The organism is Methanosarcina sp. DH2 (assembly GCF_020804225.1).
GTDB lineage: Archaea > Halobacteriota > Methanosarcinia > Methanosarcinales > Methanosarcinaceae > Methanosarcina.
Map to the genome: position 1 here is coordinate 431,636 of NZ_WJBI01000001.1, position 13,288 is coordinate 444,923.

Here is a 13,288-nt window from a genome sequence, read left to right on the forward strand (position 1 = left end):
TCATTTTAGTATTTTTCGATACTAAGAGGTGGCAGCATATTTATATTTCTTCTGCAGCTTTGATCTTCTCTTCTTCTGTAAGATGAACAAGTACGTTCTTCGGCTCACCTATATCTACAATCTTTCCGTCACGCATAAGCACAACACGGTCGCAGATCTCATTCACAAAATCCATGTCGTGGGAGACAATAACAAAGGTCTCTCCTATCTCTTCTCTGGCTTTGAGGATGGAATTTGTTACCGAGATTTTTGTGATAGGGTCCATAGTCCCTGTTGGTTCGTCCATGATGACAATTCTCGGTTCTTTGATCAGAACCTGCGCGAGTGCAATTCTATGCCGCTCCCCTTCACTCATTTCATCAGTCATTTTGGGTAAAATAGCTTTTGCCTTGTTCTCTTCAAACCCTGCAGCTTTGAGCGTTATTATGGCTTTTCTAACCCCAAGTTCGAATGGAAGGTCCAGGCTGATGGATTCTGTAAGGTTGTCTATTACTGAGCTGTGGGTATAAAGCCCGTATTCCTGGTGCAGGAATCCCATATATTTCGTTGCCCTGCCTTTGTTTTCAACCCCTAATTTCGTCATATCAATCCACTCGTCTCCGATGCGGACTTCGACTTCTCCCGAGGTTGGTGGTAAAATCCCCATGAGGATTTTTGAGGTTGTAGTCTTGCCTGCTCCGCTTACCCCGACAAGTCCGAAGATTTCTCCTTCCTTTACGTCAAAAGAGATTTTGTCCACAGCTCTTACCACGCCCCTGTCTACTGAGATATATCTCTTTGACAGGTCCCTTACACGGATAATAGGCTCCCCTACCAGAGCGTTCTTTTCCTGCCTGACCATGGATGCACTTTGCATAAAGATTGCAGAAACCTCAAGTGGATTTCCTTCCTGGACAACCTCTCCGTTTTCAAGCAGTATTGCCTTATCCGCCAGTTTTTCAATTACTTCAGGCCAGTGAGAGGTAAGAACCATGCTCATGTTGTAGCTTTTAACAGCCTTTATAACAGCTTCGTGAACCAGTTTTGCAGTCATGGGGTCAAGGGTACCAGTAGGCTCGTCAGCTAACAGGAGGAGGGGGTTTCTTACAAGCTGCCTTGCAAGCACAACTCTCTGTTTTTCTCCACCGGAAAGTTCCCTTGCCACATGCATCATACGGTGACTCAGGTTTACTTCTTCGAGGAGTTCAACCGCTTTCTTCATGGCATCTTCTCCCTTATACCCGATTTCATTCAGGGAGTTTATGACGTTTACCAGAACTCTTTCGTCCCCATAGAGGGCAAAGGTTCTCTGGAGCATGATTGCAATACGTTTAGCTATGTCCTTCCTTACCGGGTCGTAAAGAGAAAGTTTTATAAAATCAGCCTCGAACGCCTCGAGGTTCTCGCCGCATACCGGGCATTTCTGACCTATCCTGCTTGGACGTTCTATATATCCGCATTTCTCGCAACGGGCCAGATGATAGATTACTTCTCCTGAGATATTCTCAAAAGATTCGGTCCCGCGCAACACATGCATAAGGATTGTTTTACCGGATCCGCTTTTTCCCAGAATTCCAACGACTTCCCCTTCGTTGATACTTAAATTTACATTTTTCAGGGCCTTGAGACCGTCGAAGTCGACAGTTAGGTTTTTAATTTCTATAAATACTGGCATGCATTTTCCTCCGCAAATTATGAGCTGCAAATTAATTCTGGTGGCTTTCTTGCGCCTTCCTGGATGTATCGCTCAAGAGTGAAAAGTAATCACTTCAAAGTGGAATCTTGAATTAACATAATCAATAAATTTCACACATATGGGCAACAACTAGATAAGAGTAAACATTACATAAACATAACGCATTATTTTGTCACTGTTAACATCAATAAACAGCATCAGTTGGCAAATTCACTGGATTTTTGCTCGTTATAATCCTTTTACCACATCCACAACTTTTATTATATCATCGAGCACCACATCTGCTGCTTCCCTGAGTTCTTCGGGCCTTTCATCCCCCTGCTGGATTGTCATTATACCTATATCTGCTGCCCTGAGCGCCAGGATATCGTTAATTCCATCCCCTACCATAATTACTTTCTCATACTTGCTTTTGAGTTCAAGCACCACTTTCTCCTTCATAAAGGGATCCGCAATTGCAAAGACTCTTTCCAGGGGAATATTTATGAGCTGCGCAAGTTGTGCGAGGGCGGGCATTCTATCCCCGGATGCTATATATATATCAATCTCCATGGCCTGGAGTAGCTGGATGGTCTGCAGCGTCTTACCAAATACCTGCCCTCCCGTGCTGAGCACATAGGGTATTTTCCTTGCCTCTGAGTCCACTATCAGACCTGCCGCAAGATAAATGCTGTCAGGGCAGCGGGATGTAACTGCTTCGAGCACATCATGCATATCCCCCATGAGTGGAGAAGCCCCTCTTATGATCTCACATGCAACATCCGGGGTAAACTGTCCTTTTGAACAGCTTATACCTATTGAAACTCTGTATTCCCTTATAAACTCAAATAAAGACATATCCCTTCTTGAGCACATGATTACTTCTTTCTCGGTATTGAGGGCTACAAGGCCGCAACCGTTTTTCTTCGCGACAATGGCAGTGCTCTCTATATTTTCAAGAATATTTCCAGTACTGGATTCTTTTGCAACTCTGTACATATGAAGAAGAGTTCCGGCACTGTCAAAGACCACTGCAATTCGTTTGGCCATGTCAATTGATTAATCTATAAAATAAAAAAATCTTTGTGAAAGCCCGGAAAAATAGCCAAGAAACGAATATTTATAAAAATAAATGAAGTAGGAAAGTTAAACTTCTGTTTACATTTCCTCTCATAGGATTGATACTCCCGAAAGCAGGACTCCGGCAAAAAACCCGAGAATTGCTCCGGAATTCAGGAAGGGCAGCCCTGCCTGGGGTTTTCCTCTCATTACTAGGATAGACAGAAATACATGCCCTGCAAGAGTCCCCAGCATTGCCCCGAGTACAGGGTATGAAAATCCTCCATTTTCCATGAATACATTTGCGGAAACTACCAGCAGAGTGGGCATGACTGCATCTCCAAGACCCATAAAAAAGGCTTCACGTTTTTCCCCTTCTTTAAAACTTTCTTTAACAAATGAATAACCGGGATGTTTTGGGATTATGAAAAGAATGGGAAGTTTAAGGTCCATGACACCTTCTGCCATGGTTATCATATGTTTTGTCTTATATACCGAGATAGCATCATAGACTGCAAGCAGTATCAGAAGGACTACAACAGGGATAACGGAAAGGGAAATTCCTATCAGGGCACTGACTCCACCTGCTATGCAGACTCCCAGAATATCGATTACGTACCATTCCGGGTATTTGTAAAGCAGTACTGTCAATCCTGCAGAAATCAGGAGTGAGGCTGGATTCTCAAAGCCTGCGAAGGAGGGGATCAGGGTGAAAAGTGCGAAAAATACATAGTAAAGAGTACTGACTATAGCGAGATATATGAGTAAGCTGATAATCCATTTCATGTTTTTCTTTATCGCTATCAGGACAAAAAGCGTAAAAACCAGGATCATCCCGAGATAATAAATCGAATTGGAAACCTGTGTAGGGTCTTCAAAAGCCTGCATTTCATTAATTTCCATTGGCATTGAAAGAAGTAGGGCAAGAACCTGTACTATCAGGATTAACCCTGCCATGGAAAGAATCGGTAAATAATCTTTAAGTGAATGTTCGCTGGAACTCAAGTACTAAACTCCTTATTTCTTGACACTATGCCTTTTCTACTCCTTTATATATTTACTCTACCCTCTGTCTCAATTTTTATGTCCCTTAATATATAATCTATTTCGCCAATTGTTTACCTTACCCATACTTTTTCACCAATTGTTTACTTTACCCATACTTTTTCTGTAATTTTAGCCTGGATTTTTCAATTTTTACTGAATTTTTATGTTGCAACACTTCCTCAGATTCTGTTAGTTTATCTGACCAGAGTCCTGGTAATTCCTTTTTATGTGTTGTTTGGCTTTTTAATAGGGATATAGGAAAATACAAATTCGGGATAAAAGATACATAAATAGTTTATGCAAAAAATTATATAGAATAACTGTATAAAAAATAAGCAGGTATCGGATAATAACAAATATGGAAATGCAGTAAAAATAGAAAAACAGTAAATACTTTAATGGAATTATCTCCACCTAATAATTTTCATCCCGGTATTAAGGAATTTGTGTTTTTACACTAGATTTGTGACTGCATAAGGAGAAATTTCCATAACTAAGTTAGAGGTATACAATGGAGACCAGAGATACAGTATTCCTTGTTGTGATGGTTCTGTCCTCTTTCCTTCTATCCTTTGAATGGCTTAGAAGGTTCACATACAAGCCCACAAACCCTTTCATTGACCCTTTAATTATCCTATCTATAATGATTCTGGCAGGGACGTTATCTCTCATGCTCATCTCTATTAACAACAAGCTTCAGGATTTTGAAGACAAGATAGAGGCAAGGGATCGTGCCCTCCGGGTTAATATGGAAAGTTCGGATACGAAAATTGAAGAACGGATGAATGAGCTATCAAGTAAAGTTGATAATGCAGTATATGAGTTTAACCGCAGAAAATATCATTGATTTCTGCTCGTAAACTTATTTTTCTTTAAGGGATAAATACGTTTAGTCTTCTTTTGACGTCTGTAATTTGTTTTTGCTAAATGATCTATTTTTTCATCTTTCCTGCCGGTATATTGTTGTCTTTTTAAGGGTAAATTTAACTTTTACCGTATCCTTTTTCTATTTTCCCAGATCTTTTCAATTTATCTTGCAGATTTTCCTTTTCTATGTTTCTTAAATTTGCTTTCCTCTGTAAAACCTTTTTTCTTTTTTATCCTGCTTTTTCTTTTCACAGTATTTTCTTTGACTTTCCTCAGAGCATCTTTTTTCTTCCTGTGCTTTATCTTCAAATTATCTTTTCTTCATGTTCTCTTCTTTTTTCACGAATGTTTTTTCTGTTTATCGTTAATCAACGATTTTTTGTAAATTTTTAATTGTTTTTGTTTTTGAATCTCTGTTAAAGCTGGACAATATGCATTACATATGTAGTTATTTTGGCATGTTGGGCAAATCTTTATCTGAACATATATCATTTAAAAGAAAAGTTCATATACAGGTTTTGTGAAAGAGATTCTAACTTATATTCCAGTCAAATTAAATTTTTTATTACTATCTAATACATATTTAATAACTTATGTTATTTTGTTTCTACCTATTGTTATCTATCCTGTCATTTTCGGGCGCAAGCTCTACAATTTGGCAAAGTATATATACCCGATGTTCTGTAGTAAAGGGGAATATCTGGAATCCAGACATTTATAAATATATTCAAATTGATATAGTGTATCGTAAGTTATTATTACTCAGAGTTAGTATATTGATTACCTTGTGTAAACAGGTAAAGAAGGAAAGCTAATATGCACCTCAATCTGGAACCGATTGGCATTATCAAAAAGGTTGCAAATAAGTCGGAAATTTTGATCTATTCTGATTTTGAGCAGGTCATACGAAATATCGTGTCCAAAATAGGAGAAGGAGCTGAGATGGGCCAGAAGCTTCTGGTTATCCATAAGAATAATAACAAAAAACAAATCGATGGTCACCAGGTCCAGGTCACAAAGGCGACGCTTCTGGAAAGAAAAGGAAATCTGTTGACAATATCTAAGATAGAAGCAAATGAAGATTCTGTTATTGACGTCCGACTTGATCTTACAGCCTGACATCTTCAGACTTCGACATATGCCGACAAAACTCTTAGGTTTTTGAATATTCCCCTTTTCTCCTGAATAGCTTGGACTGGCATTCAGAGCGAGCTGAATTTGGGTGTAAATTCCATAAAACTGGATTTAACGTAATTCTTCTTATCGCAGCTCTTTTTTGCTTCTGGCCAGAGTTCGCCTAAAAGAAATTACAGATTTTGAAAAGCCCGGCCGTTGGCTGAAATAGAAAGCGAACATTCTGCCTGATCTGATGTAAAGTTTTGCCCTGAGGTCCAGAGACTAATTTTCGGAACTTGCAGTTAGTCTGATTCCCCTTGTAAATTTCCGGAGAATTTTTTTAGTCTAGTCAGGGCAGGATCAGGCCCGGTGTACTTAATACGTGAAAATATCTCACGTGAAAATATCTTACGTGGAAATATCTGGAAAAGCAACCTTCCGTTTGCGACTCTCTGCCTATAGGGATTTATAGCATTCTAAGCGGAGGATTTTCGCCTTAACTTCAATATGAGCGAACCTGCGAAGGTTATCATGAGTAACTTCCTGATAACTTCTTTTCTTCCCTCCACTTCAAAAGCGCGTTAATCTGGGAGAGTAAGCGTAAAACTTCAGTATACATAAAGCCTATTGTCCAGTAATAGAGATATTTGTAGCAAAGGGCATCTCCGGACAGACTTACCTGGAGACGGTGATTATCTGGGCGATAAAAAGATTAAAGATAAAAGAAAAAAAGTCGAAAATCACTGAGGCTTAAAAGGATTCCATTACCTGAGGGAAAATATGGGTACAGATATAGGAGATTTGCTCCAGAAAAGAAAAATAGAGCTTTCTGACCTCACAAACCGGGTGGTTGCAGTTGATGCATTTAACACTCTTCACCAGTTTTTGAGCATTATCCGCCAGAGGGATGGAAGCCCTCTGGTTAATTCCAGCGGGAAAGTTACCTCCCACCTATCTGGTCTGCTTTACCGGACAGCAAGTCTGGTTGAAGCTGGCATCAAACCTGTTTTCGTTTTTGATGGCAAGCCCCCTGACCTGAAATCCGGAACCCTGAACCGAAGAAAAGAAGTTAGAGAATCTTCACGGGAAAAATGGGAAAATGCAAAGGTAGAAGGAAATCTCGAGGCCGCTTATAAGTATGCTCAGGCTTCTTCAAAGGTTGACCAGGATATTGTTGAAGATTCCAAATACCTCCTCAGTATAATGGGCATTCCCTGGATACAGGCTCCATGTGAAGGGGAGGCGCAGGCTGCTCATATGGTCCTTAAAAAGGATGCCGATTGCGTTGCTTCCCAGGACTATGATTCTTTCCTTTTCGGAGCTCCGAGCGTCGTCCGCAACATGACTGTTACAGGAAAACGTAAGCTTCCCGGAAAGAATACGTATGTTGATGTTGAACTTGAGATAATTGAGCTGGATGAAACCCTCAGGGCTCTGGGAATCAACAGGGACCAGCTTATCGATGTCGCAATCTGCGTGGGTACGGATTATAACAAAGGACTGGAAAAAGTGGGTCCAAAAACAGCCCTTAAACTGATTAAAAAGCATGGGGATATCCATACCGTCCTCAGGGAAAAAGGGGTTGAAATCGAAGGACTGGACAGTATAAAAGGACTTTTTACCCATCCTGATGTCACGGATGACTACGAGATTAAATGGGGCAAGCCTGATCCAGAAAAACTCATAAAATTCCTTTGCGAGGAAAACGATTTCTCTGTAGAGAGGGTGGAAAAAGCTGCAGAACGCCTTAAAGCGGCTTCAGGTGCCAGGCAGAAGACCCTTGACCAATGGTTCTAAAGGATTTTAAGGGTTCGGGAATTATTCCCATTTAAAAGATCCTTTCTTTAATTTTTTCTTTATATGGAGTCCGTCCCCTCTGAAAGTCCCTCGCAGGAGATGTACAGGCAGGTATGAGGCTGACAAAGACTGAACCGGATCATTCAGGAGAAGAACGATTATATTCTCATGTTCACGGAACTGTAGACCCTGAACTCCTTTCCACGAATAGAGGGCTCCATGCTGTCAAATGGTCTTTTATCTGCCTGATGATAACTGCGCTTTTTCAAATTCTTGTCGTATGGGTTTCGGGAAGTGTAGCCCTTCTTGCCGATACCATTCACAACTTCGGGGATGCCGCAACTGCAATTCCCCTGGGTTTTGCTTTCCTGCTCTCCAGAAAAAAACCCAGTAAGAGTTTTACTTACGGCTATGGCAGGGCAGAAGACCTTGCAGGTCTATTGATTGTTTTCCTTATTTTTCTCAGTGCTGCAGTTGCAGCTTATGAATCGGTTTCCAGGCTTCTCTCACCACAGCCTGTTGATTTTTTATGGGCTGTAGCTGCAGCTTCAATTATTGGCTTTCTCGGGAATGAGTTTGTGGCAAAGTTCAGGATCAGAGTCGGGAAAGAAATAGGAAGTGCTGCCCTCGTTGCTGATGGATACCATGCACGTGCGGATGGGTTCACTAGCCTTGCCGTACTCTTCGGAGCCCTTGGTGTCTGGCTAGGTTACCCTCTTGCAGACCCGATAATCGGGCTTTTTATCACAGTTGCAATTCTCCACATAGTATGGGATGCAGGCAAATCCGTTTTTTCCCGCATGCTGGACGGGGTTGACCCTCAAATTGTTGACGATATCCGGCAGGTAGTCAACCAGGTAAGTGATGTAAAGGATATTACAGAGGTAAGAGTACGCTGGTTAGGGCACCGGCTTTATGCTGAAGTGAATATAGCAGTAGATTCCGGGCTCTCTGTTAAGGAGGGGCATGAGATCGCGGTAAACGTAAGGCACAGCATGCTGCACGGCCTGACTTACCTGTCAAATGCAGTTGTGCATGTAGACCCTCTGGGAGCGTCCGGAGAGATTTTCCATCGGCTTCCTGAACACGAACCCGATTTTCCTCCTTCTGATTCCACTGAGCTGGAGTTTTTCAATACTTAAATACATCAAAATTCTCTCATTTATCTCGTAAGGCGAGAAGACCCCCTCCTCAGAAGATCCGGTTTACCGGATCGAACAGGTGGGGGATGGAAGCCGTCAACTTTCTGAAATCCTGCCGATAGTAAATCTGTTAATCTTAACATATTTTCAAAACATATATAATGCTAATGAAACGAGGAAACCGATACAGGATTTACCCTAACAAAGAACAAAAAGTTCTTATGGAAAAACACTTCGGTAGTACTCGTTTCGTCTATAACAGACTTCTAAATATTAAATCTACATTATATAAAAAGTGTAGAATAAGTATTTCTGAATTTGATCTTAATAATCACTTGTTAGTTCTAAAAGAAATATATCCCTGGCTAAAAGAGATTAATGCCGGGGCACTTCAGCAAGCAAGCCGAAATCTAAATAAAGCTTTCACAAACTTTTTCAATTTCGGATTCGGTTACCCTCAAAGAAAAAGCAAAAAGGATCACCATTTTTCTTTCCAGCTTCCTGGAGAATGAAGCAGGAAGCACCTCCCTCAAAAGCTTGAGCCATCAGGCCAGAGCTTTAGGGAGGGGTAGTTCACACTTTAGATTCCTTGCACTCAGGTTTTAGATACCTCTGCTCCGCTATTTTTGGCTCGAATCATCATTGTGACTCCGCCCACCGATTCGTCAAGCATTTTCTGGACTTCTGTTTGAAGCTGCCTGCCTTCTTCTCTGTTATCCACAAAAGCATAAACTACGGGCCCAAATGAACTTACTCCGGCTCCGTAACTCCGGCTGCGCATCAAAGAGGCAATGTTCTTCACGAAGCCGGGCCAGATCGTACTCTCCCTTTTGTTAAAACCCACCGTCTGGACATGGTTTACTGCAGCTCCGAAGCTTTCGATATCTCCTTCTATCACTGCAGGCATCATTTTCATGAGTACCATGTGTGCAACTTCCCTAACCTCTTCTATCGGAAGGGGGCAGAATTCCTTAAACACATCGATTTCTTCCTGGTCGTGCATGCCTTTCTCATTTGGGATTGCAATGACTATATCCCAGTCAGGAAAATCTTCCCTGAAAAGTACAGGTCCGGGCGGCACCCTGCTGGCAGCCGATGGCATAAAACCACCTTTATCTTTGAATTTGTGCCCTCCGTCAACTATAAATCCTCCTTTCTCAAAAGCAGTTACCCCTATGCCTGAAGTTCCTCCTCTTTTTACTGTAAGTGCAAGTTCTCTGACGTTTTTTCCAAGCCCATAGAGTTCATTCACAGCTGCTGCCGCCGCCAGGGAAGATTGAGTTCCTGATCCGAAACCCACATGGGCTGGGTACACTTCCTGTACATTGATTCTGATTCCTTTCCCTTCAGGAAGCAGGGTTTTTGCAGCTTTTTTCATTCGATCAGCAAAACCTTGCAGACCTTCGATACTGACCTCCTCGGCTTCTTCTGCCGTAATCCTTATATTAGGAGAGGAAAGGGTCAGTCCTGCACCTCCATCGACTCTTCCGATTTCTCCATTCATATCAATAAGAGTCATATGAATTCGGCAAGGAGTAGTTATTTTGATCATGTGTAGTCAATCCCAGGACATTTGAAAATTTTATAATATCCTCTTTATCTTTATTTTCTATTGTAATTGCTCATATTTAACCTTTTAAAAAAAATCCTGCTCGGTAAGTCTTTCTGATATGTACTGGTACCGAAAACTCCGTAAAGAGCTAAGAATGCTATGAACAGGAGAAGAAACCAAGTTAAATTAGAAAAAATAAAAAGCCGCAAGAAGGGAGCAAGATGAGCAAGATTTCACCAAACAGGAAACTGAAACTTAAAAAAGAATAATAAATACGAAAAGAGAAGTTACTGAAAATTCTAAGAGCACTGAAGAAAATCAGTGCTTCCTTTCCTTACTATTGTCACTTACTTTTATTTGCAGTCTTTATCTTACAATTAATGATCTGCCTGTCATCTCTTCGGGTTTAGGGACCCTAAGAAGGTCCAGGAGAGTGGGAGCAAGGTCAGACAGTTTTCCATCCTCAAGGGCTTTTACTTCGCCGTTTCCTACGTAAATGCACCTTACAGAGTTTGAAGTATGAGCCGTATGTGGCTCTCCTGTATTTGGGTTTTCCATCTGTTCGGCATTTCCATGGTCTGCAGTTATAAGTGCTACGCCCCCTGCTTTTTTCAGAGCCTCTGTAATCCTTCCCACGCAGCTATCCACAGTCTCTACCGCCTGTACAGTAGCCTCAAAAAATCCTGTGTGCCCTACCATATCCATGTTTGCAAAGTTAAGTACAATTACATCATACTTTCCTGACTGAATCCTCCTGACTACCTCATCCGTAACTTCATATGCACTCATCTCAGGTTTGAGATCATAGGTGGCAATCTTCGGCGAGGGAATCAGGCAACGGTCTTCTCCATCGTAACATTTTTCCTGTCCGCCATTCAGGAAAAAGGTCACATGGGCATATTTCTCGGTCTCAGCAATTCGAAGCTGGACAAGTCCATGATTGCTCAATACTTTGCCAAGCACGTCTGTTAATTCTTCAGGTGGGAAAACGATGGGCAAATCCAGAGTTTCATCATACTGTGCCATACATACATAGTGAACTTTCGGGCGTTTTTCCCTTGTGAAACCTTCAAAGTCGTCTTTTACAAAAGCCCAGGTGAGTTGCCTTGCCCTATCAGGCCTGAAATTAAAGAAAATTACTGAATCATTATCTTTTATGACTGCTTCGGGTTTTCCTTCAGGGTCAGTAACTATAGTGGGTTTTACAAACTCATCGTTTTCTCCTCTATTGTAGGATTCAAGAACCGCAGTTTCGGCATCCTGGGATGTATATGGGGCGACTCCAAGCGTCAGGGCATCATACGCAAGCTTTGTCCTCTCCCAGCGTTTATCTCTGTCCATTGCGTAATAGCGCCCTGATACTGTCGCAATTCTGGCACTTTCGTTCTCCTTACAAAAAGCATCAAGCTCCTTGACGTCTGCAAGAGCGGCTTTAGGTGGTACATCCCTCCCGTCCAGAAAAACATGTATATAAACTTTTTTAAGCCCTTCCTCTTTTGCAAGTTTGATAAGGGCGTAGAGGTGGGTCATGTAACTGTGAACGCCTCCGTAAGAGACTAGCCCCATAAGGTGCAGGCTTGAATTATTGGCTTTGGCGTTTGAAATTGCATTCAGCAAAACAGGGTTTTTGAAAAAGTCTCCAGTCCTGATTGAGAGGTTTATTCTTGTGAGGTCCTGGTAAACAACTCTTCCTGCCCCTATATTCAGGTGCCCGACTTCAGAGTTTCCCATCTGGCCTTCCGGCAGACCTACGGCTTCTCCCGAGGACTCTAAAAAGCACCAGGGATATTCTTCCAGCAGGCGGTCGAGGTTCGGGGTTCTGGCTGCCAGGATAGCGTTTCCTTCTTCAGCTTCCCTGTAGCCCCAGCCATCTAGGATCATAAGCATAAGAGGTCTTCTTGCCTGAGTCATATGAAGGGAATTCCGCACCTGCTCATAAATAGCTTGTCATGAAACTACACAATATTCTGTACTAAGCTTCTCTAGAAGCTTCGTATGAAAACAGCGTATTATATATTTATGATGTATTGAAAATTTATCTACTGTCCGTAAATATAAGTATTAATAATTACATACTTCTCCAAAAGGTAAAAAAGAGACGTTAAAAACGGCAGAGTGTCTCTACGTAATTTTTATTGGAAGTTCTAGGATAAATCTCCGATTAACGGGAAGGAGGATTGAATTAATGAGTCAAGAAGTTAGAGATGTTATGAGTATTAGTGATATAAAAATAAGGGATTTAACCGCAAATCCTGCTCCTCTAGGTTTGATGGGTTTCGGAATGACAACTGTGCTTTTGAACATACACAATGCCGGCTTTTACCCAATGGATGCAATGATTCTTTCCATGGGCTTCTTTTATGGTGGCTTAGCTCAGATCATTGCCGGGATTATGGAATGGAAGAAAGGTAATACTTTTGGAACTACGGCTTTTACCTCATACGGTTTGTTCTGGCTGACTCTGGTTGGAATTGTTCTGCTCCCGAAATTTTCGGAGAGTTACATGGCCCTGGCACCGGCCACTGTAGCCTTTGCTGCATACCTCTTCATGTGGGGACTTTTCACCCTTTTCATGTTCGTAGGCACATTGAAAGGCACAAAGGCTCTGTCTGTTGTTTTCCTTGCCCTCGCAATCCTGTTCTTCTTGCTGGCCGCCGGAAACTATCTTGGCAGTGCAGCAATACTGAGAGTTGCAGGTTTTGAAGGGATCTTTACAGGACTTGCCGCAATCTATACGGCTCTTGGTCAGGTACTGAACGAAGCGTATGGGAAAAAGATAGTTCCTCTCTGAAAACTCGCTTGCGTTTCCAGAAGTACTTATTTTGGGCTTTTTAGCCCAGTTTTTTTTGCTGTTAAATCTTTATATTCTTTTGTTTTCCATCGTCTATTTAATCATCTTTTTTTGTTAACCGTTTTATTATCTATTGATCAGTTGCTTTAATGCCTGTCTTTATTGTCTTTATTGTCTTTATTGTCTATTTTGCCTATTTTTGTCACTATTATTAGTCCCGACAGTTCTTTAAAACAGAGCATCATTTCTCATTCTTTTATGTA

The 13,288-nt window shown here is 41.5% G+C and carries 12 protein-coding genes; 6 read left to right on the plus strand and 6 right to left on the minus strand.

What is annotated here, in order from left to right:
- Positions 1-40: 40 nt before the first annotated feature.
- The 3 genes from atwA to FXV91_RS01865 form a co-directional block, all read right to left on the minus strand.
- On the minus strand, positions 41-1,654 hold the full coding sequence (gene atwA / locus FXV91_RS01855) for a methyl coenzyme M reductase system, component A2 (protein WP_229387765.1): 1,614 nt from the start codon (positions 1,652-1,654) through the stop codon (positions 41-43).
- A gap of 249 nt (positions 1,655-1,903) precedes the next feature.
- Positions 1,904-2,704 (minus strand): HAD family hydrolase, encoded by an 801-nt coding sequence (locus FXV91_RS01860; RefSeq protein WP_255679842.1) that lies wholly within the window; start codon positions 2,702-2,704, stop codon positions 1,904-1,906.
- A 120-nt stretch (positions 2,705-2,824) separates the two neighbouring features.
- Positions 2,825-3,718 carry a presenilin family intramembrane aspartyl protease PSH gene (locus FXV91_RS01865; RefSeq protein ID WP_229387767.1) on the minus strand — a complete coding sequence of 298 codons (894 nt, stop codon included), beginning with the start codon at positions 3,716-3,718 and terminating at the stop codon, positions 2,825-2,827.
- Between the two features lie 553 nt (positions 3,719-4,271).
- On the opposite strand from FXV91_RS01865, the gene FXV91_RS01870 reads away from it, so the two are divergent.
- A complete protein-coding gene (locus FXV91_RS01870) occupies positions 4,272-4,607 on the plus strand; it encodes a hypothetical protein (RefSeq protein ID WP_229387769.1) in 336 nt (111 codons plus the stop codon).
- Positions 4,608-4,789: 182 nt separating this feature from the next.
- Here the strand turns inward: FXV91_RS01870 and FXV91_RS01875 are convergent, their stop codons facing one another.
- Positions 4,790-4,936 carry a hypothetical protein gene (locus FXV91_RS01875; protein WP_229387771.1) on the minus strand — a complete coding sequence of 49 codons (147 nt, stop codon included), beginning with the start codon at positions 4,934-4,936 and terminating at the stop codon, positions 4,790-4,792.
- Between the two features lie 507 nt (positions 4,937-5,443).
- Here FXV91_RS01875 and FXV91_RS01880 point away from each other — a divergent pair.
- The 4 genes from FXV91_RS01880 (at position 5,444) to FXV91_RS01895 (ending at position 9,194) form a co-directional block, all read left to right on the plus strand.
- A complete protein-coding gene (locus FXV91_RS01880; RefSeq protein ID WP_229387774.1) occupies positions 5,444-5,746 on the plus strand; it encodes a hypothetical protein in 303 nt (100 codons plus the stop codon).
- 777 nt (positions 5,747-6,523) lie between these two features.
- Positions 6,524-7,540 (plus strand): flap endonuclease-1, encoded by a 1,017-nt coding sequence (fen, locus tag FXV91_RS01885; protein ID WP_229387776.1) that lies wholly within the window; start codon positions 6,524-6,526, stop codon positions 7,538-7,540.
- 113 nt (positions 7,541-7,653) lie between these two features.
- On the plus strand, positions 7,654-8,682 hold the full coding sequence (locus FXV91_RS01890) for a cation diffusion facilitator family transporter (RefSeq protein WP_229387777.1): 1,029 nt from the start codon (positions 7,654-7,656) through the stop codon (positions 8,680-8,682).
- Positions 8,683-8,849: 167 nt separating this feature from the next.
- Positions 8,850-9,194 (plus strand): helix-turn-helix domain-containing protein, encoded by a 345-nt coding sequence (locus tag FXV91_RS01895; protein WP_255679844.1) that lies wholly within the window; start codon positions 8,850-8,852, stop codon positions 9,192-9,194.
- Between the two features lie 83 nt (positions 9,195-9,277).
- Here the strand turns inward: FXV91_RS01895 and FXV91_RS01900 are convergent, their stop codons facing one another.
- Both FXV91_RS01900 and gpmI read right to left on the minus strand, forming a co-directional pair.
- Positions 9,278-10,234: a beta-ribofuranosylaminobenzene 5'-phosphate synthase gene (locus FXV91_RS01900; protein WP_229387779.1), complete on the minus strand. Its 957-nt coding sequence runs from the start codon at positions 10,232-10,234 to the stop codon at positions 9,278-9,280.
- Positions 10,235-10,600: 366 nt separating this feature from the next.
- A complete protein-coding gene (gene gpmI / locus FXV91_RS01905; RefSeq protein WP_229387781.1) occupies positions 10,601-12,145 on the minus strand; it encodes a 2,3-bisphosphoglycerate-independent phosphoglycerate mutase in 1,545 nt (514 codons plus the stop codon).
- A gap of 274 nt (positions 12,146-12,419) precedes the next feature.
- Between gpmI and FXV91_RS01910 the strand changes: the two genes are divergently transcribed.
- On the plus strand, positions 12,420-13,025 hold the full coding sequence (locus FXV91_RS01910; RefSeq protein WP_229387783.1) for an acetate uptake transporter: 606 nt from the start codon (positions 12,420-12,422) through the stop codon (positions 13,023-13,025).
- Positions 13,026-13,288: the final 263 nt, after the last annotated feature.